The organism is Janthinobacterium sp. GW822-FHT07H10 (assembly GCF_058798675.1).
Genome location: NZ_JBXAKS010000012.1, coordinates 64999 through 87551 on the forward strand (window position 1 = coordinate 64999; position 22553 = coordinate 87551).

Here is a 22553-nt window from a genome sequence, read left to right on the forward strand (position 1 = left end):
TCACTCAAGGTTTCGTTCATACTATGCTCGCTTTCGATTGACTGGCCCAGACCGAGGCCCGGGCCGCTTCCGAGGCGCCGGCCGACACCTTGTCGGCGGCGCGTTCATTGGCGTCGTAATTGCTGCTGATGATGGCGCCAGTCTGCTGGTCCTGGTCGGCGCGCAGCTGACGTACTTCCTCGCGCAAGCCCTTGATCTCGGCCACCAGCGCTTCATTGGCGCCGTCGCCGGCACTAAAGTAGCGCTGCATGGCTTGCGCCGCCGGCGCATCGACCACCACTTCGTCAAAAGCGGCGGCGAGCGGCATGCCGAAGCCGGCACCAAACTGCATGCCCTGCGTGATGTCGGCCTTGCCGCCGGCTCGCAATGCGGCGCCCAGCGCATCGACCGCTTCCTGGATGCCCACCGCCGTCTTGTTGAGATTGATCAACTGGCCCACCTGCGTGTCGAGCGCCGTCAACTGCTTCTGTGCATCGCTCATCTGCGTGCCGGCAATCGCCGCCAGCGCCGCCAGGTCGGCCTGCACCCGCGCCGCATCGGCGGCATAGGAATCGCTCGACGATTTCACCACCTGGTTCGCCGTCAGGTAGGCGGTGGCCGCCGCCGTGAGCGCCGACTGCGCCGCCGCGTCGCCCGTCTTCGCCTTGGCCAGCGTTTCCTCATACTGGCGCTGCGCCTCGGCCATTTTCTGCATAGGCGTCAGGGTCGACAGGCTGCCCAGCAGCAGCGAATCCTTGAAGGAGCGTATGCTGTCCGAGAACGTCTTCAGGCGGTCGATGGTGGATTTGAGGGCCGACGACTCCGTTTCATAGGCGCTGGCGATGTCCTGTCGCGCCTGGAGCTGGTCATACAAGGCCAGATTCGTCGCATCGACCGCTGTACGCTCCCTGGCACGCAATTGCGCCGAGGTCATCGTCATTTCGTCGAGCTTCGCCTGAATTCCCTTGCGTTCGTCGGCAATGCCCTGCTCCGATTTGCTCAGGTCTTCCGTCGCCGCATGCGTCTTCGCAAACGCATCGGCCAACGCCATCAGGCCCGCATACTGCTCGGCGCCCGTCTTGGTGGCCAATGCGCCGGAACTGGCCAGCTGCAGCACCGTGTCCTTGAACTGCGCACGCGTGGTCACGCTGGCATAACCCAGGGCGGCCATTTGCTCCGTCACATGCTTTTGCACCGGCGCCAGGCGCTCGGCTTCGGTCAGATAATTCTCGGCAAAGGCATTGGTCTTGTCGGCCAGACCATCAATGCCGCCCGTCAGTTCGAGCAGGCGTTCGCGCGCCTTGATACTCGACATACCGGTGGCGCCAAACGTCGCGCCGATGGAGGCGAGGATGGAATCGAGATTGGCGTAATTGGTGGCGATGCGGGTCAGCGTCTGAAGATAGCCTTCGCCCGCTTTCTGAAAACTGCTGATTTCAGGTGCTACCACGGTAGCCATCTGATCACCTAGCTTGCTGAAAACCGCCTCAAGTTCATCTTTGATTTCGCTGCTGCTCAACCCCTTGAAGCTGATCAGGCCGATATCGAGCGCCATCGCATTCAATTTCGCCACCGCGCCGCTGCCACTCAAGCCCAGTAAATCGATGGCTTCCATGGCGCCGGCTCGCAAGGAACCTATCGTCAGGCTGAATTGCTTGAGCAACGTGCCTTCGAGAACAACATCATTGCGCTTGGTACGCGAACTGCTGCCAATACCAAAGAAACCACTACTCTTCTTCTCGACATCGGCATACCCTTTCGCCTGGAACTGGCCATCCGATGCAGAACCGACAGTCTGGCCAGCAATGACATTGATCCCGCTATCCTTGATCGTCGTACTTTTAGCGCCGATGCCTAGCACGCCGGAGGACGAGCCAACGCCGTACGCCTTCTCGTCAATGGCAGTGGCACGCAAGCCACTGGTCCGCGCTACCATGTCCGCCATGCCGCCGATATTGTCGCGGATCGACAGCAGCGCACGCAACATGCCCGCCGTATGCGACAATTCGATTGCCGAATTTTGATTCGCCAGTTCGATCGACTTGGCAATGGAGTCGGATTTGGCGCTGCTGTCACCCAGCACGGTGCCAGTTCCCGCAGCTGCCTGGCGGTCTTTGGCCGTCGTATCCACCCCTCCACCACCTCCGATACCACCCATGACCTTGGCGCCAATCGCCAGCACGGCTGCGAGCGTCGCCGCTCCAGCAGCGATATTCAAGGGAAAAGGCAAGGAGGCGATCGCCTTGACGACGGCGGTAACGCCCCACGCACTCGCCTCTTCCGCGGCCAACCCCACCGACAGCGTGGATGCTCCCGCCTCGCCAGCGGCCTTTGCCGTATTCAACGACAGGTTGGCCGCGACTTCACCTTCCTTGAAAAAGATCTTTTTGGCCATGGCTTCGACTGCCATTGCCAGTTCGACCGCGCGGAAGGTCTTTTCGGCCATTTCCATGACCTTGTAACCTGTAGAATTTTCTTTGAAATACCCCTTGGCGGCGGAACTCATCTCCTTCAGACCAGTAACTTTCGCCCGGGCCTGGGCGGTTTCCGCCTTTTCGGTAGCAGTGGCAATCTTTGCCGCTTTCTCGCTATCGGTACCAGTAGAAGCATTGGCTGTCTTTACCGACGCGGCCAGCTCGAACTGGATTTCATCCTGGGCCTTTCGATAAGTCACCAGCGCAGACGTCATGCCGCCTATCGCCTTGCCCACATTACCAAACGCTTTTTCCAGCTTGCTGCCAAATAAAGTCGCTGTCGCAGCGGCTTCCTTCCATTCAGCATCGCTGAACCGGCGCGCCGGATCGGCCTTGGCTTTGGGCACATCCTTTTTGACATCCGGCGCGGCATCGGACTGCAATCGCAATGGACGTGCGACATCATCGATATAGGTCTGGTAGCTGACTGCTTGCTGTGCCGCTCCCGTTTTCTTCGCACCCGTTGCGGCCGCAGCCGCGGGCAGATACCCACTCCCCAGACTATCGACACGCTTTTGAGCCGCTGTCGCTGCATCGCGCTGATTCTCATACCATGTGCCGAGCGCTTTGGCCGCAAGCGCCTGCTCGCGCGTCATTGCCAACTGCGCGCGCAGCGCCAAGGTACTCAGGCTGATTTCGCTATTGACCGAGCGGGTACGCTCCTCCAGGCTCAAATTGGCGGCGGCCAGGTCGCTCACCGCCTGCGTCCCCGCCTTTACTTCCGCCGTGTTCACGGCAATCTTTAACTCAGTTATCTCTGGCATGGTTGGCCCATAAAAAAGGCCGCGCATGGCGGCCTGGTTGGAAAATGCCAGCAGGCTTGCCGGCGGCGTGGTGCGCGGTGGCGCACTGCTACGCCTTCGCATGCTGGTGCGACAAAAACAGCGCGTCGAGCTGGTCCAGCAACTGGTGCTCGAACGGCTCGATGGCGATGGCGTGGCGCGCCTGCCAGGCGAGGATTTCCGTGCTGGCGATGGGATTGACGGCCATGCCGTTCTGCCGCTTGCGGTTCAATTGCGCAAACCACTCCCACACGTGGGCCAGCTCGAACGGCATGCTCGGCGCCTCCGGTTCCGGTGGCGCGCGGTACAGCGGATGGCGCCGGGCGGCGTCGATATGCTCGCCCTTGGCGTGGCCATCGGCCGCGCGCGCGCCGCGCTCGAACTGGTGGCCGGCGTAGCGCAGCAGGCTGGCCGTCAGAGTTTCAAAAAATTCGACTCGTTTTCCAGCGCCGTCGTGACTTTTTCCTGCCAGGTCGGGTACTTCTCGAAGGCCGCTTCCAGCAGGGCGGCGTCGAGCGGCACGGGCGCTCCATTGCTGGTGAAGCCGTACCAGCCCGTGACCACGGCCAGCGCCAGGCGCTTCTGGTTGCCGTCGATGGCTTGCACCAGCAGTTCGGCGCCTTCGTCGGTGGAAGCGTCGATGGCCGTCTTGCGGCGCGCCGATTTCTTGTAGCCTTCGGCGCGCACGGCATTGTTGGCCACGCGGTATTGCTCGCTGTTCTTGCCGACGATGGTCAGGCCGGCCACCGCTTCGCCGTCCGCGTCGAAGATGACGGGCACGTCGAACGTGACGGGAGCGGCCACCGCGTTGATGTTGCCAATGTCGAAACCTGCCTGGATTTTTTGTGCGTTGTTCATGTGTGCCGCTTTCTGAATGAATTCAATGGGATAAAAGGTAAAAGGGCCGCCTGATGGCGGCCCCAAAGCAGGCGTTGGCCGCTTACAGCGCGCTGTCCTGGATGGTCAGCGTGGTCGCTTCATGCTGCGCATCGGCGCCCTTGTAGCGCAGGACGTCGAAGGCGCAGGTGACGATCTTGTTTTTCTCGCCATCGTCGATCTTGGCCGAAGTGATCTTGATGCGGCCCATGGCCAGCGCCAGCACGTCGGCGGTCGGCGCCGTGCCCGACGCCATGGCGTAGGCCAGCGGGATTTCCGTCTCGGCCTTGAAGTAGTCGAGGTAGGTGGCGTCCTGCAGCAGCACCGTGAACTGGCCCGAGCCCATCACCTTGCCGCGCGAGGCTGCCGTGGCGTACTTGGAGCCGATCACGGGATCGACCTTGACCTGGCCATCGAGCGAGACCGACATGCCGGTGCAGATCTGCGACGGAATGCCGTTCACCGACAGCATCGCCGTGGCGCCCGAGAATTTGCCGGTGCCCGGCGCGGCCAGGGGCGCGGCAAAATGCGGCACGGCCGTGGTCGGGCCTTCCGCCTTGCCCATCAGGGTGAAGTCCAGGCTGGTGATGCCGTTCGGCTGCACGGCGATATCCATCTTGCTGACCAGTTGATCGACGAAGCTGCGGTGCACGCCGATGTTCGGGTCCTGCACTTCGGCCGTGAACCAGTCGGTGGTGTGGCCGCTCAGCGGAGTGAAGCTGCGCTTGCCCGCTGCCGCCACGCCGACCGAGTCGCCGGCCGCCTTGACGATCATCGCCGAACCATCCATGAACTGGCCATTCAGGTTGGTGGCCGTGACGGAGGTCACGAAGAAGTTCTTCGCGTTATTGGCGGCCGCTGGCGCCGTCATGCCGGTGATGCGCACCACGCTGCCGGCGCGGAAACCGTCGGCCAGCCAGGAGCCGGCGCTGCGGATCAGGCCCGTGGCGGCGGCGGCGATGGTGGTCTGCGCGGCAGCGACGCCGCCGGCCGTGAAGTCGCGGCGCAGCAGCGCGGCCATCAGCGGCGCATACGTGCCGCACGCCGCTTCCGCCTTGATGGCGCCCGAGGTGCGGAAGTTACCCAGGCGGGTATCGCCCTGCTGCTGGCTGGCGTCGATTTCGGCGCTCGCGTACTTGTCCGCTTCCGTGTCGAAGGTGGCGGTGACGCGGGGATAGATCTGGCCGCCGCCGGCGGCGGCCTTGCTGCCTTCCGCGGTTTGTTTGCTGATAACGATCAAGCTGTCGATGCCGTTTGCTGTCGATGCCATAAGTAATACCTTTCGTGGGATGAAAAAAAAGACCGCAGATGCGGTCTTGGGAGGGAACTGCCAATAATCAGGAAGACAAATGAAAAGCCCGCTCGCGGTGAGGCGGCGGGCTGGCGTCCGGACGGCACGGGGCCGTGCCGGATGAAAGATGGGCGAAGTGGGCCATGAAGGCGGTTCGCTGCGCTGATTTCCCCTATCGGTGTCGCACCAGAGGTGCGTCTATTACGAGTGGAGAAGCATGTGGTCTTGCGGTGCTGCGGTACGACATGTGTTGCTGCTGTTACTGCCTGAACGAGACTCTATTGTAGGGGCGTTTTTTGCATCGCCAGGCATATTGCAGAATTTTTTTCAGTGTCCCAGCCGGCGCATGGCACGTGCGCCGTGCGACTGGAAGATACCTTCCAGTTCGCTGACCATGTCCTTGATGCGTTCCAGCTCGAAGCCGCCGGAGCAGCTGATGGCCGCCTCGCCGCCGCCATGGCAGGCCTTGCAGACGACAGGCATGCCCACCGGCACGGCGGCGACGATTCCCGTGCCATGGCATACCTTGCATTTGCTGTCGAGCCAGTGCGCGAGCGAGGCCTCGGCCACGCGGCGGTACAACGTATTGGCCGCCTGCGCATCCCAGGCCGTATGCGCCTTGACCCAGCGCCGCGCGCGGCCTTTTGCCGTGACGGCCGCCGTCCATGCGCGCAGCAGCTGCGCCAGGTTGCCGGCATTGCCCTCGAACAGGCGGCTGACGGTGCCATCCGCATACTTGACGCGGCACAGCAAGGCCCCCATGTCGCCGGCCAGCGCCGCCGCCGCGATGACATCCAGGTCGTGGTGGACGGCATCGTCGCGCAAATTCTGCGATGACAGCGATGCAATGAATTTTTCTGCAAACCCCATGATTTCTCCTCGTTGATGCTTGTATTAGTTACTCGCCGGGCCGAACAGCGCCGCCACCAGCGGATCACGGCTGGCCGTGCCGCGTGGCCAGCTGGCCGTGCGGCGCACCTGCGGCGGCAATTCGGCCCAGCCGTCGACTTCGTCGTCCTGCTCGCCCGGCGCATACAGGGCGGGCCGCTGGCGCCCCGGTTCCGTGCAGTGGCGCTGCGCCAGGTGGATCTGCCCCATGCCGCACATGTGGCGCAAATAGCGGCTCATGGTGCCCGCATCGAGTCCCAGCAAGGCGGACAATTGCGCCGCGCTGGCCTGGCCCTGCTCGCGGATGTACTGTGCGATGCGGGCGATATGCAGCTGCGACTTCTTGCTGCGTCCCTGTAACTGGCGCCCCTGCCGCGGCGCCGCCCTGCTTTCAACTATCTGACTGCTGTTCAACATCTGCCTGACCTCCCGTGGTGTCGCCAGCCGGCAGACGCTCTTGTGCGAATTTGCGACAGGCAACAGGTAGACTTTATCAATCGATAATGTTAAAGTCAAGCATTTGGTAATTTATCAAACGGTAAATTTCAGGTTTAATGTGGAGATGAATATGTATCAATACAGACGCGATCGCCTGCTGGCCCTGATACGCGAGCGCTACGACAATACGCGCAAGAAAATTTCCGATGCCAGCGGCTGGAGCGAGGCGCGCATCTCGCAAATCCTTTCGCCCACCTACCGCGAAGGCCGCGCCTTCAGCGAAAAGATCGCGCGCAAGCTGGAAGCCGACCTGCAACTGGAAGCCATGTACTTCGACCAGGGCGCGGCGCCCGACCAGGCGGCCATGGCGGCGCGCGCGCTGGCCGGCGCACAGCCCGTGGTGGTGGAAGATGGCGAAGATGAACGCTTCTACCCGATCCGCAAGGTCAAGCTGCGCCTGTCGGCCGGCATCACGGGCTTTGCCATCGAGCCGGAAACGCACGACGGCAGCACCATCAGCGTGCCGCGCAGCTGGGTCGAGCGCAACGGCTACCACCCTGAAAAACTGGTGGCCATCAAGGTCAAGGGCGAGAGCATGGAGCCGGCCCTGTACGAGGACGACGTGGTGATCATCAACACGGCCGACAGCCGGCCAGCCGACGGCGTGGTGTTTGCCATCAACTACGAAGGCGAGCCGGTGGTCAAGCGCATGGCGCGCGATATCGGCGAATGGTGGCTGACGTCGGACAACCCGGACCAGCGCAAATACCACCGCAAGCTGTGCCGCGGCAACGAATGCCTGATCGTCGGGCGCGTCGTGCGCAAGGAAAGCGACCGGATTTGATACCGGAATTTACCGATTGATAAACTCCGGTATCGTCGTGCGCCGTCAAGCGAGTGCGGCGGCGATCTGCTGCAGCGAGGACGGGTCTTCGATCGACGTCAGGTCGCCCGGGCTGCGCCCTTCGCAGATGGCCTGGATCGAGCGGCGCAGCAGCTTGCCCGAACGCGTCTTCGGCAGCTGTGACACGAACAGCACGCGCGCGGGCCGCGCCACGGCGCCCAGCTGGCGGTCGACGACGGCCATCACTTCGCGTTCCAGCAGCGCCTTCGCTTCGATGCTGTCGACGCCCTGCGGGTTTTTCAGGATGACGAAAGCCATCGCCACCTGGCCCTTGAGCTTGTCCTCCATGCCCACCACGGCCACTTCCGACACGTTCGGATGGCTGGAGATGCTTTCCTCGATTTCGCGCGTGCCCAGGCGGTGGCCGGCCACGTTGATCACGTCGTCCGTGCGCCCCAGGATGAAGTAGTAGCCGTCCGCGTCGCGCAGGCCCCAGTCGAACGTGGAATACACTTGCCGCTCGCTGAAGGTGGACCAGTAGGTGTCGACGAAGCGCTCGTCGTCGCCGTACACGGTCTGCATGCAGCCGGGCGGCAGCGGGCCTTCCAGCACCAGCACGCCCTTCTCGTTGGCGCCGCACTCCCCGCCCGTCGCCTCGTTGAGCAGCTTGACCCGGTAGCCGTACATGGCCAGGCCGGGGCTGCCCAGGCGCGTCGGCGTGTCCGCCACGCCTTTCGCCACCGACAGGATGGGCCAGCCCGTCTCCGTCTGCCAGTAGTTGTCGATGATGTCCACTTTCAGCTCGTCGGCGATCCATTGCGAGGTGGTTTCGTCCAGCGGCTCGCCCGCCAGGTACAGCGCCTTCAGCGACGACAGGTCGTGCTTGCGCATCAGTTCCACCGGATGCTTGCGCAATACGCGGATGGCCGTCGGCGCCGAAAACATGCGCGTGACCCTGTATTTTTCAACGATGCTCCACCAGATGCCCGCATCGGGGCAAATCGGCAAGCCTTCGTACAGGATGGTGGCCATGCCGGCGATCAGCGGCCCGTACACGATGTAGGAGTGGCCCACCACCCAGCCGATATCCGAGGTGGCGAAGAAGGTTTCGCCCGGCTTGCCGCAAAACGTGTACTGCATCGACGACGCCAGCGCCACCGCATAGCCGCCCACGTCGCGCTGCACGCCCTTCGGCTTGCCCGTCGTGCCCGAGGTGTACAGCACGTACGAGGGTTCGTTCGATTCGAGCCAGGTGACGGGCACGCGCGCATCGAGGTGCTGCTGGCGCAGCGCGGCGTAATCGGCGTCGCGGCCCGGCACCAGTTCCATCGGCACGAGATGGCGGTCGACCAGCAGCACGTGCCGCGGCTGGTGCGCGGCCAGGCGGATCGCTTCGTCGAGCAGCGGCTTGTAGGCGATCGCCTTGCCATTGCGCGAGCCGGCATCGGCGGAAAACATCAGCTTGGGCTGCGCGTCGTCGATGCGGCTGGCCAGGCTGTTGGCGGCAAAGCCGCCGAAGACGACGGAATGGACGGCGCCGATGCGGGCGCAGGCCAGCATGGCGAACGCCGCCTCGGCGATCATCGGCATGTAGATCAGCACCCGGTCGCCCCTGGCGACACCCAGCGATTGCAGGATGGCGGCGCAGCGCTCCACTTCGCGCTGCAGCTCGCGGTAGCTGTAGGTGCGCTCGGTATTGGTCTCGGTGGAAATGGCGATCAGCGCCGCCGCGTCGCCCTGGCTATCGACCCAGCGGTCAACGGCGTTGTGGCACAAATTGGTGGTGCCGTCCACGAACCATCTGGCAAATGGCGGACGCGAGTAATCGAGTACTTGCGAAAACGGGGTATGCCAGTCGATCCTGTCCGCTTCCTCGCGCCAGAAAGCGTCAGGCGTGTCGATCGAGCGTTGATAAAATGCCGCGAAATCCATGTCTCCTCCGGTATGCATATAATTGATTTGGTCTATTTTCCTGCGTATGCGTATTTCTGCTATCTGCGACCCAGTGCCTCCTTCACCATCACTCCCCTTGTACTCCTGATTCCTTAAAGCGGCTGCGCCGCGCGGCAAACAGCTGCCTTGACGACAGGAACAGCTCCGGCTGCGCCGCCGCGCAGGCGACGCGCTCGGCCGCGATCCTGTCGCGGTTGGCGGCCAGGGTGGCGCCATCGAGCGCCATGCCGAACCGGCCATCTGCCAGCGTGTTTTGCCGCATCACGCGCTGCAGAACGATATCGCCCAGCGCCTTCTTGAAATGCCCGGCTTCCCAGTACCAGCGCGTGGCCGCGCCCCGCTCAGCGGCCGCCGGTATGCGCTCGCAGTTGTAAACGCCAAAGCCGCTGAAATCGGCCAGCGTGAGCCGCGCGGCCGGGTACTGCTCCTTTACCATGCCGACTTCGCGCACCAGCCGGGTCTTCCACTGCTCGAACAGGGGCCACAGGCCCGCCGCCTCGACCATGGCAAGCAGTTGCGCGTGATACGGATAAATCACCAGCCGGATATCGGCCTGGGTGGCCGCCATCGCCAGCAGGAAGGCGCGCAGCGCCTGGAAGTCTTCGTTGGCAAGGCCGCGCGTGGATTTCTTCCGGAAACTGGCCGCGTTTTCCTGCGCCCGCTGGGTAAACAGCTTGTGGTAGCCATCCTGGCGCACATGCGCGCCATATTCCAGCAAGGGATTGTAGCCATCGGCCGAGATGGTGGCCGCTTCCCCGTCATGCTGGATGCGCAAGGTATGCGCGGCATCGCGCAGGGACGCCAGCGAGAACAGCGCATCGAAGCGCCAGTATGCGCCGCCATGCGCGGGCGGCGCGGCCGCCGTCACGGGGCGCGCAGGCTGCGCGGCCGCCGGATTGAGAAAATCGATGAATTCCATGCCGACGATGACCGTGCGCGGCTTGACGCCCGCCTGCACCAGTTGCGCGAACTGGCGGGCGGACGTGGCCAGCCCCGTGCCGGGAATGGCCAGGTTGTAGCCGGCGCCGCCCTGCCCTGAAAAGGCGCCGGCGCGCGGGTCGAAACCGATCTCGGCGCGGGAGTTGCCGAGGATGATGAATTGCGGCCGCAGGCGCAGCGCATGCTCGTGCTTGATCTGGCTCTGGTAGCGGGTCAGGCCCGGCTTGACGGCATTGAAATTGTCGCGCCGGACCACGCCGTACAGCCCGTACGGGTCGACGATGACCACGAAGGCGCAGACGGCAACGGCGCCCGTCCACAGCAGCAGCGCCAGCGCGACCAGATAAGACTTGAAGGGGGATCTCGTCATATATCCGCCCTAGAATTGGAAATACAGGAATTCGGCGGGACGGCTCAAGGCCAGCATGCTGGCCAGCGCCAGCAAGGCGATGGCGGCGGCCCATGCGGGCGAGGCGCGCCAGGTGAGCAGCCGCGCCACGCCATGCCCGCGCGCCGCGGCAGCATGCTGAAAATCAAGGGCCGGCTCGAAGCGGCGCATGATCTGCTGCGTATTCGGCATGGCAAAGACGAGCAGCGCGGCGACGGCGATCCACGTCCAGCTTTCGATGAAGGCCGTGCCGCCGCCCAGGTAGAACGACACGCCCAGCGACGCCAGCAAGGGCTGCAGCGGTTGCAGCTGGCGCGCCAGCGCATCGGGCAAGGCCAGGCCGAAGCCGCCCGCCATGCCCTGCACGATGGTCAGGGCGCTGGCCATGTCGGGCGCGCGGAAAAAGACCCAGGCAACGCAGACGGCGATGAAGGTGAGGATGGTGGCCGCCACGTTGCCGGCGCGCGTGCCGACCGGCAGGCGCAGTGTGCGCGCCAGCGCGCTCCAGCCCTTGTGGATGGCCAGGTACGCGCCGTGCAGGAAACCCCAGACGATGAAATTCCAGCCGGCGCCATGCCACAGGCCGCCCAGCACCATGGTCACCATAAGGTTCAGGTAGCGCCGCACGGGGCCGCAGCGCTTGCCGCCCAGCGGGATGTACAGGTAATCGCGCAGGAAGCGCGACAGGGTCATGTGCCAGCGGCGCCAGAATTGCGCGATATTGCGCGATTTGTACGGCGAATCGAAGTTCAGCGGCAGGCGCACGCCGAACAGGCGCGACAGGCCGATGGCCATGTCGGAGTAGCCGGAAAAATCGAAATACAGCTGGAAGGCATAAGCCAGCACGCCGCCCCAGGCGATCAGCAGCGATGGCGCGACGGGATCGTTGAACAGGGGCGCCGCATAAGCGCCGATATTGTCGGCGACCAGCACCTTCTTCGCCAGGCCGATGAAAAAGATCGTGCTGCCGATGGCGATATTGCGTTCGGAGAGGCGGAACGTGCGCCGCGCGGCGAACTGCGGCATCATTTCCTTGTGGTGCAACACGGGGCCTGCGATCAGATGGGGAAAGTACGTGACGAACAGCAGGTAGTGGACGAAGCGGCTTTCCTGCGCCTTGCCCTTGTAGGTATCGACGAGGAAGGCGATCTGCGTGAAGGTGAAAAACGAGATCCCGATCGGCAGCACCACGTGCAGGACGGGCATCGGTTGCGCCAGCAGTTCCGCCACGCTGGCGACAAAAAAACCCGCGTACTTGTAGTAGGCGAGCAGGCCCAGATTGACGGCGATGGCCGCCGCCAGCAAAGCTTTGCGGTGGCTTGCGCGCCCTGGCCCGAGCAGCGCGGCGCAGCCATAATTGAAGACGACGGATCCAGTCAGCAGCGGCAGGTAGCGGTAGTCCCACCAGCCATAGAAAAACAGCGAGGCGCATGCGAGCCAGGCGGCGCCCCATGATTCGCTGCGCCGTCCCAGGATGAAGAATCCCGCCACCGTGACGGGCAGATAGGCAAGCAGGAAGACCCAGGAATTGAATAGCATGGATTTCACCAGTCAGGATGGACGTGCGCGCAGCGCGGCCTTACGCGGCAAAACCGCGTCCCTTGCGCACCCTTCCATTTTCCTTGCCGTTCAGGTTTTGAATAGCGGAAAAATCAATTATTCTCGAGATAAATGGCCAGCCGGGCCAACGCGGCCCAGCCGCAGTGCTTATGCGCCGAAGGCGTCGCCGGGAATGCGCACGCTGCCTTCCATCAGCACGCGCGCGCTGCGGCTCATGATGGCCTTGGTGACGCTCCATGCGCCATCGACCAGCGCCGCTTCCGCGCCCACCATCAGGGTGCCGGACGGGTGGCCGAAGCGCACGCTGCTTTTTTCGCCGCCGCCCGCCGCCAGGTTCACCAGGGTGCCGGGGATGGCAGCAGCCGTGCCGATGGCGACAGCCGCCGTGCCCATCATGGCGTGGTGCAGCTTGCCCATGGACATGGCGCGCACCAGCAGGTCGATTTCGCCCGCCTCCACCCGCTTGCCGCTGGACGACACATAGCCGGCCGGCCTGGCGACAAACGCCACCTTCGGCGTGTGCTGGCGCTTGGCCGCTTCATCCAGGCGGGAAATCAAACCCATGCGCAGCGCGCCATGCGCGCGGATGGTCTCGAAGCGGGCCAGCGCGGCCGCATCGCCATTGATGGCGTCCTGCAGTTCCGTGCCCGTGTAGCCGATGGCGTCCGCATCGACAAAGATGGTCGGGATGCCGGCGTTGATCATCGTGACTTTCAGGGTACCGATGCCGGGCACCTCGAGGTCGTCGACCAGCTTGCCAGTGGGGAACATCGCACCACCGCCACCCTCCTCTTCCGCCGCCGGATCGAGGAATTCCAGTTTCACTTCGGCGGCCGGGAAGGTCACGCCATCGAGTTCGAAGTCGCCCGTTTCCTGTACTTCGCCATTGGTCATGGGTACGTGGGCGATGATGGTCTTGCCGATATTGGCTTGCCAGATGCGCACCGTGGCGATGCCGTCTTGCGGCACGCGCGCGGCGTCCACCAGGCCGCTGGCGATGGCGAACGAACCGACGGCGGCCGACAGGTTGCCGCAGTTGCCGCTCCAGTCGACGAACGGCTTGTCGATGGAGACCTGGCCAAACAGGTAATCGACGTCATGCTCCGGTTTCGTGCTTGTCGCCAGGATCACGGTCTTGCTGGTGCTCGAGGTGGCGCCGCCCATGCCGTCGATCTGCTTGCCGTACGGGTCGGGGCTGCCGATCACGCGCAGCAGCAGCGCATCGCGCGCCGCGCCCGGCACTTGGGCGCTGGCCGGCAAATCCTGCAGGCGGAAAAACACGCCCTTGCTGGTACCGCCACGCATGTAGGTGGCGGGGATTCTGATTTGGGGAGTATGGCTCATGTCATTTTCTGGAAAGAGGTAGGTCGGATTAGCGGGGCATCGCCACGCGTAATCCGACACATTGCTGGCGGTTTTTTCACACATATTGTCGGATTACGCCACGCTAATCCGACCTACCCGATTTATGCGGCTTTCGACGACTCGAGGAAATCCTGCGCGAAGCGCTGCAGCACGCCACCGGCCTCGTAGATCGACACCTCTTCCGCCGTATCGAGGCGGCAGGTGACGGGCACTTCGACCGTGTCGCCGTTCTTGCGGTGGATCAGCAGGGTCAGGGTGGAACGCGGCGTGCGCTCGCCCACGACGTCATAGGTTTCGCTGCCGTCCAGGCCCAGGGTCTTGCGATTCACGCCAGGCAGGAACTCCAGCGGCAGGACGCCCATGCCCACCAGGTTGGTGCGGTGGATGCGCTCGAAGCCTTCGGCCACGATGGCTTCCACGCCGGCCAGGCGCACGCCCTTGGCGGCCCAGTCGCGCGAGGACCCCTGGCCATAGTCGGCGCCGGCGACGATGATCAATGGCTGCTTGCGTTCCATGTACACCTCGATGGCTTCCCACATGCGCGAAATCGTGCCTTCCGGCTCGATGCGTGTGAGCGAACCGGCCTTCACCTTGCCATCCTCGATGACCATCTCGTTCTTCAGGGTCGGGTTGGCGAACGTGGCGCGCTGCGCCGTCAAATGGTCGCCCCGGTGCGTGGCGTAGGAGTTGAAGTCTTCCTCGGGCAAGCCCATTTTCGCCAGGTATTCTCCGGCCGCGCTATCGAGCATGATGGCGTTCGATGGCGACAGGTGGTCGGTGGTGATGTTGTCGCCCAGGACGGCCAGCGGACGCATGCCTTTCAAGGGGCGGGCGCCGGCCAGCGCGCCTTCCCAGTACGGCGGGCGGCGGATGTACGTCGTCTGCGGACGCCAGTCGTACAGGGGGCTGACCTTCTGTCCATCGTCGACCTGCGCGGCGAACATCGGGATGTATACCTTGCGGAACTGCTCGGGCTTGACGCTGGAAGCGACGATGGCGTCGATTTCCTCGTCAGACGGCCAGATATCCTTGAGCAGGACAGGCTTTCCGTCCGGGGCGATGCCCAGCACGTCCTTCTCGATATCGAAGCGGATGGTGCCGGCGATCGCGTAGGCCACCACCAGCGGCGGCGAGGCGAGGAAAGCCTGTTTCGCGTACGGGTGGATGCGGCCGTCGAAGTTGCGGTTGCCCGACAGGACGGCCGTGGCGTACAGGTCGCGCGACACCACCTCGTCCTGGATGACGGGGTCGAGCGCGCCCGACATGCCGTTGCACGAGGTGCAGGCAAACGCCACGACGCCAAAGCCCAGTTGTTCCAGCTCCGGCATCAGGCCCGCTTCCTGCAGATACAGTTCCACGGTTTTCGAGCCGGGCGCCAGCGACGATTTCACCCATGGCTTGCGCGTGAGGCCCAGGCGGTTCGCATTGCGCGCGATCAGGCCCGCAGCAATCATGTTGCGCGGGTTGTTCGTATTCGTGCAGCTGGTGATGGCCGCGATGATGACGGCGCCGTCCGGCATCTTGCCCGGCTCGTTTTCCACCACGCCGGAAATCCCGCGCGCGGCCAGTTCCGACGTCGGCACGCGGTTGTGCGGGTTCGACGGACCGGCGATGTTGCGCACGACGGACGACAGGTCGAAGCTCAGGACGCGCTCGTACTGGGCGTCGGCCAGGCTGTCGGCCCACAGGCCCGTCTCTTTCGCGTACAGCTCCACCAGTTTCACCAGTTCGTCGTCGCGGCCCGTCAGCTTCAGGTACTTGATGGTTTGCGCGTCGATGTAGAACATGGCGGCCGTGGCGCCAAATTCCGGCGCCATGTTCGAGATCGTGGCGCGGTCGCCCAGGGTCAGGTGCGAAGCGCCTTCGCCGAAGAATTCCAGGTAGGACGAAACCACCTTCTGCTTGCGCAGGAATTCCGTCAGCGCCAGCACCGTGTCGGTGGCCGTGATGCCCGGCTGCGGCTTGCCCGTCAGCTTGACGCCGATGATGTCGGGCAGGCGCATCCACGAAGCGCGGCCCAGCATCACGCTTTCCGCTTCCAGGCCGCCCACGCCGATGGCGATCACGCCCAGCGCGTCGACCATCGGCGTGTGCGAATCCGTGCCCACCAGGGTATCGGGATAGGCGACGCCATCCTGTACCTGGATCACGGGCGACATGCGCTCAAGATTGATCTGGTGCAAGATGCCGTTGCCTGGCGGAATCACGTCGACGTTCTTGAACGCTTTCTTGGTCCAGTCGATGAAGTCGAAACGGTCTTCATTGCGGCGGTCTTCGATGGCGCGGTTCTTGGCGAAGGCGTCGGGGTCGAAACCGCCGCATTCCACGGCCAGCGAATGGTCGACCACCAGCTGCGTGGGGACCACGGGGTTGACCAGGGCCGGATCGCCGCCCTGGGCCGCGATGGCGTCGCGCAGGCCGGCCAGGTCGACCAGGGCCGTCTGGCCCAGGATGTCATGGCAGACGACGCGGGCGGGGAACCATGGGAAATCGAGGTCGCGGCGGCGTTCGATGAACTGGCTCAGCGACGCGTCCAGGGTGGCCGGATCGCAGCGGCGCACGAGGTTTTCGGCCAGCACGCGCGAGGTGTAGGGCAAGGTGGCGTAGGCGCCTGGCTGGATCGCATCGACGGCGGCGCGCGTGTCGAAGTAGTCTAGCTGGGTGCCCGGCAAGGATTTGCGGTACAGGGTATTCATGGGGGTACTCATTGCGGTGCTCATTATTTGCGGTCCTTGATCGGGACGAATTCCAGGTCTTCCGGGCCCACATAGTTGGCGCTCGGGCGGATGATCTTGTTGTCGATGCGCTGCTCGATGATGTGCGCGGCCCAGCCCGAGGTGCGCGAGATCACGAACAGCGGCGTGAACATCGCCGTCGGCACGCCCATCATGTGGTAGGACACGGCCGAGAACCAGTCCAGGTTGGGGAACATGTTCTTGATTTCCCACATGACCGACTCCAGGCGCTCGGCGATGTCGAACATTTTCGTGGAACCGGCTTCCAGGGACAGATTGCGCGCCACTTCCTTGATGACCACGTTGCGCGGGTCCGAAATCGTGTAGACGGGGTGGCCGAAGCCGATCACCACTTCCTTGTTGGCGACGCGCTCGCGGATGTCCGCTTCGGCTTCATCGGGGTTGTCGTAGCGTTTCTGGATCTCCAGCGCCACTTCGTTGGCGCCGCCGTGTTTCGGGCCGCGCAGCGCGCCGATGGCGCCCGTGATGGCCGAGTGGATGTCCGAACCCGTGCCGGCGATGACGCGGCTGGTGAAGGTCGAGGCGTTGAATTCGTGTTCCGCGTACAGGATCAGCGAGGTGTGCATGGCTTTTTCCCACGACGCCGACGGTTTTTCGCCGTGCAGCAGGTGCAGGAAGTGGCCGCCGATCGAGTCGTCGTCCGTTTCCACTTCGATGCGCTTGCCGTTATGGCTGTAGTGGTACCAGTACAGCAGCATGGAGCCGAACGACGCCATCAGGCGGTCGGCGATGTCGCGCGCGCCCGGCGCGTTATGGTCGTCTTTTTCCGGCAAGGTGCAACCGAGCACGGACACGCCCGTGCGCATCACGTCCATCGGATGGGCGGCGGCCGGCAGCGCTTCCAGCGCCAGCTTGACTGCCGACGGCAGGCCGCGCAGGGATTTCAGCTTGGCCTTGTAGCCTTTCAGTTCCGCGCTGGTCGGCAGCTTGCCATGCACCAGCAGGTAGGCGATTTCCTCGAACTCGCAGCTGTCGGCCACGTCCAGGATGTCATAGCCGCGATAGTGCAAATCGTTGCCGGTCTTGCCGACCGAGCACAGCGCCGTGTTGCCGGCGGTGACGCCGGACAGGGCGACGGATTTTTTAGGCTTGAAAGTGGCGGCTTGCGGTGCGGTCATTGTGTTCTCCAGATTGAATAGTCTCGGGTGTGTCACTGCGGGACCGGCATGCGGCCCCTGCTTCTCTGTTTATTTCTTTTGCGCGGCGAACAGCGCATCGAGCTTTTGCTCGAAATCGTGGTAATTGATCGATTCATACAGCTCCATGCGCGTCTGCATGGTGTCGACGACATTCTTTTGCGTGCCGTCGCGGCGCAGCGCCTGGTAGACGTTTTCCGCCGCCTTGTTCATGGCGCGGAACGCCGACAGCGGGTACAGCGCCAGGCCCACGTGGGCGCTGCGCAGTTCGTCCAGCGTGAACAGCGGCGTGGAGCCGAATTCCGTGATGTTGGCCAGGATAGGCACGTTGACGGCCTTGGCGAACGTGGCGTACATGTCCAGGTCCGTGATCGCTTCCGGGAAAATCATGTCGGCGCCCGCCTCGACGCAGGCGACGGCGCGCTCGAGCGCCGCTTCCAGGCCATCGACGGCCAGCGCATCGGTGCGCGCCATGATGACGAAGTTCGGGTCCGTGCGCGCATCGACGGCCGCCTTGATGCGGTCGACCATCTCTTCCTTGCTGACGATTTCCTTGCCAGGGCGGTGGCCGCAGCGCTTGGCGCCCACCTGGTCTTCGATATGCAGGCCGGCCGCGCCGAACTTGATCATCGATTTCACCGTGCGCGCCACGTTGAAGGCGGATGCGCCGAAGCCCGTGTCGGCATCGACCAGCAGCGGCAGGTCGCACACGTCGGTGATGCGGCGGATGTCGGTCAGCACGTCGTCCAGGCTGGAGATGCCCAGGTCGGGCAAGCCCAGCGAGCCGGCCGCGACGCCACCGCCGGACAGGTAGATGGCCTTGTAGCCGGCGCGCTTGGCCAGCAGCGCGTGGTTGGCGTTGATGGCGCCGACCACCTGCAACGGGGATTCTTCCTGGACGGCCTTGCGGAATGCGGCACCTGCGGAGTATTGAGTCATGTATGCACCTTATGGGGAGTTCGGGTCAGCCCGAATGTTTCATGGACTTGCTATGCGCATCAGTATTGCAAATGCCGTGCCAGCACCATGCGGCACGATGACTATGCCACGCGCCAGAGTGACAACACGGGCAAGGCGGCCGCTTTCCAGCGCGCTCCGGCCGTCACGCAGGGAAACGGCGATGTCACGTTTCGTGTGCCTGGCGTTTCACTATGTTTCATTCATTGCATTTTGAAACACCCGGTTGAAACACGCAACAGCAATGCGCAACAGGGCGACGCTGCAGGCGCTGCGGAACAGGATGGGAAACGGGAATGGCATGGAAGAAAAACAGCCGGCGGACGCCGGCTGAGAATTACTGCTGAGACTACGGATGAAACGGCAAACTAGGCCAGCCGCACCAGCGGATTGGCGATGATGTTGTCGATCTGGCGCACGGCTTCTTCGCAGGCGGCGGCGATGGCGCCCTCCTCGTCGTCGCGCACGAATTGCATGGTCGAGCCTTCGAACACTTCCAGACCTTCCGCGGTGGCGCGTTCGATGTCGCAGCTGGCCGACCATTTGCCGTCGGTGGTAGGCACGGCCAAGGGAACGATTTCCCAGCCTTTATAGTGAATTTTAGAACTGCTATTCATGGGTGCCTCCATATGAACTGACTGAATACGGGAAATCGTAGCATGAAGCGCGGCCGCAGGCGACGTGTTTCATGCGCCCGCAGGCAATCAGGCTAAACGATTTACGCTGGCTCAAGGACGCAGCAGATTATCCACTTCCGTCTTGGCCACTTCCAGGCCGGCCGTGCACGCCGTTTCGGGCGCCAGGTAGCCGCCCAGGGTGCGGCTGCGCGTGATGCCTTGCGCTTCAGGCTCGCCGTCGCGCTGCAGGCGGTAGGTAAAATCCCATAAATCGTCATTGTCCTTTTGCGGGGTCACCGAAATCGTAAAACCGCGGTACTGTTCGCTGCGTGCAGTGGTATCGTTCATGAATTCCTCCTTGTAAGAATGAGGTTACCACGCAGCAAGGCGCAGGGTGCGCACGGCTGTGTGGCGCGCAAGCCCTGCCGCTTATCTGTTTTTCGCATGTTAAATGTGAATTTGCAGCATTTTTTTAGCGAACTCTGGCGATATAATGCCATTCCCTGCCCGACCTAGCCGCCGTGATGACTCCACAAATCCAAGCCTTCTTCGACCCCGCCACCGCCACCGTCACCTATGTCGTCTACGAGGGAGACGGCGAGGAATGCGCCATCATCGATTCCGTGCTCGACTACGACCCCAAGGCGGGCCGCACGGCCACCACCTCGGCCGACAAGGTGATCGCCTTCGTGCGCGAGCACGGCTTGCGGTGCCGCTGGCTGCTGGAAACCCATGCGCATGCCGACCACCTGTCGGCCGCGCCCTACCTGCAGCAGCAACTGGGCGGCGAAGTGGCCATCGGCGCCGCCATCCGGACGGTGCAGCAGGCGTTTGCCGAGGTCTACCACCAGCATGCGGCCAGGGCCGACGGCTCGCAGTTCGACCGGCTGTTCGCGCCCGACCAGGTGTTTTATATCGGCAAGCTGGAAGTGCGCGCGCTGCACGTGCCCGGCCACACGCCGGCCGACCTCGCTTACCAGATCGGCGACGCCGTCTTCGTCGGCGACACCCTGTTCATGCCGGACGTCGGTTCGGCCCGCTGCGATTTTCCCGGCGGCTCGGCCGCGCTGCTGTACCGCTCGGCGCAGCGCCTGCTGTCGCTGCCGCCGCAAACGCGGCTGTTCATGTGCCACGATTACCCGCCCAGCGGCCGCGGGCCGCGCTGGGAAGTGACGGTGGCCGAACAGCGCGCCGGTAACATCCATTTGCGCGACGGCATCACGGAAGAGCAGTTCGTGGCCATGCGCACGGGCCGCGACGCCACCCTCGACATGCCGACCCTGATCCTGCCCGCGATCCAGGTCAACATCAATGCGGGCAAACTGCCCGAACCGGAAGAAAACGGCGTGCGCTACCTGAAGATACCGCTGAACGCGATCTGAAGGCCGCTATGCCGCCGGGCGACGGCGGCGCCACACCTGGCGCTGGCCAGCCCTGATCTCTTCCAGCTCGCCCGCGGCGCGCAGCTGTTCCAGCGCGGCCGCGACGGTTTCCGGCGCGACAGCCCCGCCCAGCCACCACTGCGCCACGCCTTCCAGCGTGTCGGCGCCGTGCGGATACCGTTGCAGATAGCTGCGGATGGCGTCGCGCGCCTGCCCGATGGCGGAAGATGGCTGCATCATGAACTCTCCATGCGTTGACGGCGCCGGCATGGGCGCATGCCGGCAAGGGGCCGCGCCGGCAAGGCGGCGCGGCGCGCGCGGGAACGACGCGACAGACCTTATTCGCCCTGCTCGGGCGCGCGGCCGATCTCGCCGTCGATATTCGCCAGGAACCAGGCCAGCGACGACATCAGCGCCACGTTACGCTTCAGGTTCTCCGGGTCGACCTTGTCCAGCGTGTCGGCCGGCGTGTGGTGATAATGGAAGTAACTGTGGCTGTCGACCAGCGGCTCGAAGCTGGGCACGCCGCCCGTTTCCAGCCGGTGCAAGTCGCCCGTGCCCAGCGCGTCGCGGCGCGTGAACGCGTGCGCACCGATCGGCTGCAGGGCCGCGCGCAGGGGCGCGAACAGTTTTTCCGCCTTCGGCCCCACGCTGGCCAGGATGCCGAACGGACGCCCGGCGCCGCTGTCCATCTCGATGGCCGCATATTGCTTGCCCAGCGCCTGCTTGTTGGCCTCGAAATAGGCCTGGCCGCCACGGCCGCCATTTTCCTCGTTCATCCAGGCGATCACGCGGATCGTGCGGCGCGGACGGTAGTCGAGTTTTTTCAGCGTTTCCACCACGCCCATGGCCGCCACGACGCCGGCGCCGTCGTCATGCGCGCCCGTCGCCAGATCCCAGGAATCGAGGTGGCCCGAGACCACCACCACTTCGTCGGCCTTGTCCGTGCCCGGCCAGTCGGCGATCACGTTGTAGCTGTCGGCTTCCGGCAGGTTTTGCGGCGTCAGGGTCAGGCGCATTTTGAGGGGGCCGCGCGCGGCCAGACGGCCCATCAGCAAGGCATCTTCCACCGTGACGGCGGCGGCGGGAATGCGCTTGTTGTCATCCAGGCCCGTGGCGCCCGCGTGCGGGATGCGGAAATCGGCGCCGCCGACCGAGCGCACCAGCGCGGCCGCCGCGCCCAGCTCGGCCGCCGCCTTCGGGCCGAGGAAGCGCGCGCGCGAACCCTGGCCATAGGTGACGCCGGCCAGGCCGCGCTCGGCCATCTCCTGGTCGAATGGCGTGTCGATCAGCACGATGGCGCCCTTCACTTCCGCCGCGCGCGCCTTGAGTTCCTCGAGGCTCTTGACGATGACCACGGGCGCCGTCAGGCCGGCGGCCGGGGTGGCGCCCGAACCGCCCAGCGCCGTCAGCACGACGCGCTGGCTGACGCCCTGCGGACGGCCCGCATAGTCGACGATTTCCGCCGTTTCCACGCCGCGCACCCAGTGCGGCACCTTCACCGGCTGCAGGGTGACCTTGGCGCCCAGCTGGCGCATGGCCTCGGCCACCTGCTGCACGGCGGCGGCGGCGCCGGCCGAGCCGGACAGGCGCGAGCCGATCAAGTCCGTCATGTCGGCCAGGCGCGCATAGGCCCAGTCGCTGTGCAGGGCCGTGTCGCGCACCTGCGCCAGTGCCTGCGGCGCATTGCCCGGCGCGGCGGCAAGGGCGCCGGCGCTGACGGCGCAGCCGAGGGCGATGAACAAGGCGGAGCGGCGCAATGGCGCGCGGGGCGATACGGTAGTCATAGGATTCCTGTTCCAGTCGATGAAGAAAGAGCGGTCCCGCCATGGCCATCAGCAGCGGCATCGGGCATGGCGAAGTTGTGCACGATAGCGTATTTTTTCTGTCAATGCAGCAACTTTTGCCGCGAGCGATTGCCTGTGGCC

Annotated in this window: 20 protein-coding genes; 3 read left to right on the top strand and 17 right to left on the bottom strand. The window is 64.3% G+C overall.

What is annotated here, in order from left to right; all coding sequences use genetic code 11:
* Window positions 1-16: 16 nt before the first annotated feature.
* The 6 genes from AC1RDJ_RS23020 to AC1RDJ_RS23045 form a co-directional block, all read right to left on the bottom strand.
* A complete protein-coding gene (locus tag AC1RDJ_RS23020) occupies window positions 17-3217 on the bottom strand; it encodes a hypothetical protein (protein ID WP_493028817.1) in 3201 nt (1066 codons plus the stop codon).
* A gap of 88 nt (window positions 3218-3305) precedes the next feature.
* A complete protein-coding gene (locus AC1RDJ_RS23025; protein WP_493028884.1) occupies window positions 3306-3707 on the bottom strand; it encodes a phage tail assembly chaperone in 402 nt (133 codons plus the stop codon).
* Entirely contained in the window at window positions 3650-4093 is a 444-nt protein-coding gene (locus AC1RDJ_RS23030; RefSeq protein ID WP_071323112.1) for a hypothetical protein, read from the bottom strand. The genes AC1RDJ_RS23025 and AC1RDJ_RS23030 overlap by 58 nt, the downstream gene beginning before the upstream one ends.
* An 82-nt stretch (window positions 4094-4175) precedes the next feature.
* A complete protein-coding gene (locus tag AC1RDJ_RS23035) occupies window positions 4176-5381 on the bottom strand; it encodes a phage tail tube protein (protein WP_493028818.1) in 1206 nt (401 codons plus the stop codon).
* Between the two features lie 348 nt (window positions 5382-5729).
* On the bottom strand, window positions 5730-6272 hold the full coding sequence (locus tag AC1RDJ_RS23040) for a hypothetical protein (RefSeq protein WP_071323110.1): 543 nt from the start codon (window positions 6270-6272) through the stop codon (window positions 5730-5732).
* Between the two features lie 24 nt (window positions 6273-6296).
* A complete protein-coding gene (locus AC1RDJ_RS23045) occupies window positions 6297-6707 on the bottom strand; it encodes a FeoC-like transcriptional regulator (protein ID WP_071323109.1) in 411 nt (136 codons plus the stop codon).
* A 151-nt stretch (window positions 6708-6858) separates the two neighbouring features.
* Between AC1RDJ_RS23045 and AC1RDJ_RS23050 the strand changes: the two genes are divergently transcribed.
* Window positions 6859-7572, top strand: coding sequence for a S24 family peptidase (locus AC1RDJ_RS23050; RefSeq protein ID WP_071323108.1), 714 nt, complete (start codon window positions 6859-6861; stop codon window positions 7570-7572).
* Between the two features lie 45 nt (window positions 7573-7617).
* Here AC1RDJ_RS23050 and AC1RDJ_RS23055 read toward each other — a convergent pair whose 3' ends face one another.
* The 7 genes from AC1RDJ_RS23055 to prpB form a co-directional block, all read right to left on the bottom strand.
* Window positions 7618-9504 carry a propionate--CoA ligase gene (locus AC1RDJ_RS23055; protein ID WP_493028819.1) on the bottom strand — a complete coding sequence of 629 codons (1887 nt, stop codon included), beginning with the start codon at window positions 9502-9504 and terminating at the stop codon, window positions 7618-7620.
* Between the two features lie 88 nt (window positions 9505-9592).
* Entirely contained in the window at window positions 9593-10834 is a 1242-nt protein-coding gene (locus AC1RDJ_RS23060; protein WP_493028820.1) for a hypothetical protein, read from the bottom strand.
* Window positions 10835-10843: 9 nt separating this feature from the next.
* Window positions 10844-12391 (bottom strand): MBOAT family O-acyltransferase, encoded by a 1548-nt coding sequence (locus AC1RDJ_RS23065; protein WP_493028821.1) that lies wholly within the window; start codon window positions 12389-12391, stop codon window positions 10844-10846.
* A 168-nt stretch (window positions 12392-12559) separates the two neighbouring features.
* Window positions 12560-13756, bottom strand: coding sequence for a 2-methylaconitate cis-trans isomerase PrpF (prpF, locus tag AC1RDJ_RS23070; RefSeq protein WP_493028822.1), 1197 nt, complete (start codon window positions 13754-13756; stop codon window positions 12560-12562).
* 122 nt (window positions 13757-13878) lie between these two features.
* A complete protein-coding gene (gene acnD / locus AC1RDJ_RS23075) occupies window positions 13879-16473 on the bottom strand; it encodes a Fe/S-dependent 2-methylisocitrate dehydratase AcnD (protein WP_493028885.1) in 2595 nt (864 codons plus the stop codon).
* 23 nt (window positions 16474-16496) lie between these two features.
* Window positions 16497-17651, bottom strand: a complete 1155-nt coding sequence (gene prpC / locus AC1RDJ_RS23080; protein ID WP_046684122.1) for a bifunctional 2-methylcitrate synthase/citrate synthase — start codon at window positions 17649-17651, stop codon at window positions 16497-16499.
* 69 nt (window positions 17652-17720) lie between these two features.
* A complete protein-coding gene (gene prpB, locus AC1RDJ_RS23085; protein WP_070220951.1) occupies window positions 17721-18608 on the bottom strand; it encodes a methylisocitrate lyase in 888 nt (295 codons plus the stop codon).
* Between the two features lie 87 nt (window positions 18609-18695).
* Here prpB and AC1RDJ_RS23090 point away from each other — a divergent pair, with 87 nt between their 5' ends.
* A complete protein-coding gene (locus tag AC1RDJ_RS23090; RefSeq protein WP_156894744.1) occupies window positions 18696-18998 on the top strand; it encodes a hypothetical protein in 303 nt (100 codons plus the stop codon).
* On the opposite strand, the gene AC1RDJ_RS23095 is transcribed toward AC1RDJ_RS23090, so the two are convergent.
* Together AC1RDJ_RS23095 and AC1RDJ_RS23100 are read right to left on the bottom strand one after the other, a co-directional pair.
* Complete coding sequence (locus AC1RDJ_RS23095; protein WP_034751890.1) at window positions 18995-19243, bottom strand: hypothetical protein; 249 nt, start codon at window positions 19241-19243, stop codon at window positions 18995-18997. The two genes, AC1RDJ_RS23090 and AC1RDJ_RS23095, sit on opposite strands and share 4 nt — an antisense overlap.
* Before the next feature lie 111 nt (window positions 19244-19354).
* Window positions 19355-19591: a hypothetical protein gene (locus tag AC1RDJ_RS23100; protein WP_071323102.1), complete on the bottom strand. Its 237-nt coding sequence runs from the start codon at window positions 19589-19591 to the stop codon at window positions 19355-19357.
* Between the two features lie 176 nt (window positions 19592-19767).
* Between AC1RDJ_RS23100 and AC1RDJ_RS23105 the strand changes: the two genes are divergently transcribed.
* On the top strand, window positions 19768-20625 hold the full coding sequence (locus AC1RDJ_RS23105; protein ID WP_493028823.1) for an MBL fold metallo-hydrolase: 858 nt from the start codon (window positions 19768-19770) through the stop codon (window positions 20623-20625).
* A 6-nt stretch (window positions 20626-20631) separates the two neighbouring features.
* On the opposite strand, the gene AC1RDJ_RS23110 is transcribed toward AC1RDJ_RS23105, so the two are convergent.
* Both AC1RDJ_RS23110 and AC1RDJ_RS23115 read right to left on the bottom strand, forming a co-directional pair.
* Window positions 20632-20865 carry a 3-hydroxyacyl-CoA dehydrogenase family protein gene (locus AC1RDJ_RS23110; RefSeq protein WP_289886076.1) on the bottom strand — a complete coding sequence of 78 codons (234 nt, stop codon included), beginning with the start codon at window positions 20863-20865 and terminating at the stop codon, window positions 20632-20634.
* A gap of 98 nt (window positions 20866-20963) precedes the next feature.
* A complete protein-coding gene (locus AC1RDJ_RS23115) occupies window positions 20964-22412 on the bottom strand; it encodes a M20/M25/M40 family metallo-hydrolase (protein WP_493028824.1) in 1449 nt (482 codons plus the stop codon).
* Window positions 22413-22553: the final 141 nt, after the last annotated feature.

Bases quoted from the DNA above. Each gene is read 5' to 3' on its own strand.
- AC1RDJ_RS23040 (WP_071323110.1), bottom strand. From the start codon at position 6,272: ATGGGGTTTGCAGAAAAATTCATTGCATCGCTGTCATCGCAGAATTTG.
- AC1RDJ_RS23110 (WP_289886076.1), bottom strand. From the start codon at position 20,865: ATGATGCAGCCATCTTCCGCCATCGGGCAGGCGCGCGACGCCATCCGC.
- AC1RDJ_RS23105 (WP_493028823.1), top strand. From the start codon at position 19,768: ATGACTCCACAAATCCAAGCCTTCTTCGACCCCGCCACCGCCACCGTC.
- acnD (WP_493028885.1), bottom strand. From the start codon at position 16,473: ATGAATACCCTGTACCGCAAATCCTTGCCGGGCACCCAGCTAGACTAC.
- AC1RDJ_RS23045 (WP_071323109.1), bottom strand. From the start codon at position 6,707: ATGTTGAACAGCAGTCAGATAGTTGAAAGCAGGGCGGCGCCGCGGCAG.
- AC1RDJ_RS23030 (WP_071323112.1), bottom strand. From the start codon at position 4,093: ATGAACAACGCACAAAAAATCCAGGCAGGTTTCGACATTGGCAACATC.
- AC1RDJ_RS23020 (WP_493028817.1), bottom strand. From the start codon at position 3,217: ATGCCAGAGATAACTGAGTTAAAGATTGCCGTGAACACGGCGGAAGTA.
- AC1RDJ_RS23065 (WP_493028821.1), bottom strand. From the start codon at position 12,391: ATGCTATTCAATTCCTGGGTCTTCCTGCTTGCCTATCTGCCCGTCACG.
- AC1RDJ_RS23100 (WP_071323102.1), bottom strand. From the start codon at position 19,591: ATGAACGATACCACTGCACGCAGCGAACAGTACCGCGGTTTTACGATT.
- AC1RDJ_RS23055 (WP_493028819.1), bottom strand. From the start codon at position 9,504: ATGGATTTCGCGGCATTTTATCAACGCTCGATCGACACGCCTGACGCT.
- prpC (WP_046684122.1), bottom strand. From the start codon at position 17,651: ATGACCGCACCGCAAGCCGCCACTTTCAAGCCTAAAAAATCCGTCGCC.
- AC1RDJ_RS23050 (WP_071323108.1), top strand. From the start codon at position 6,859: ATGTATCAATACAGACGCGATCGCCTGCTGGCCCTGATACGCGAGCGC.
- AC1RDJ_RS23090 (WP_156894744.1), top strand. From the start codon at position 18,696: ATGCGGCACGATGACTATGCCACGCGCCAGAGTGACAACACGGGCAAG.
- prpF (WP_493028822.1), bottom strand. From the start codon at position 13,756: ATGAGCCATACTCCCCAAATCAGAATCCCCGCCACCTACATGCGTGGC.
- prpB (WP_070220951.1), bottom strand. From the start codon at position 18,608: ATGACTCAATACTCCGCAGGTGCCGCATTCCGCAAGGCCGTCCAGGAA.
- AC1RDJ_RS23060 (WP_493028820.1), bottom strand. From the start codon at position 10,834: ATGACGAGATCCCCCTTCAAGTCTTATCTGGTCGCGCTGGCGCTGCTG.
- AC1RDJ_RS23115 (WP_493028824.1), bottom strand. From the start codon at position 22,412: ATGACTACCGTATCGCCCCGCGCGCCATTGCGCCGCTCCGCCTTGTTC.
- AC1RDJ_RS23035 (WP_493028818.1), bottom strand. From the start codon at position 5,381: ATGGCATCGACAGCAAACGGCATCGACAGCTTGATCGTTATCAGCAAA.
- AC1RDJ_RS23095 (WP_034751890.1), bottom strand. From the start codon at position 19,243: ATGAATAGCAGTTCTAAAATTCACTATAAAGGCTGGGAAATCGTTCCC.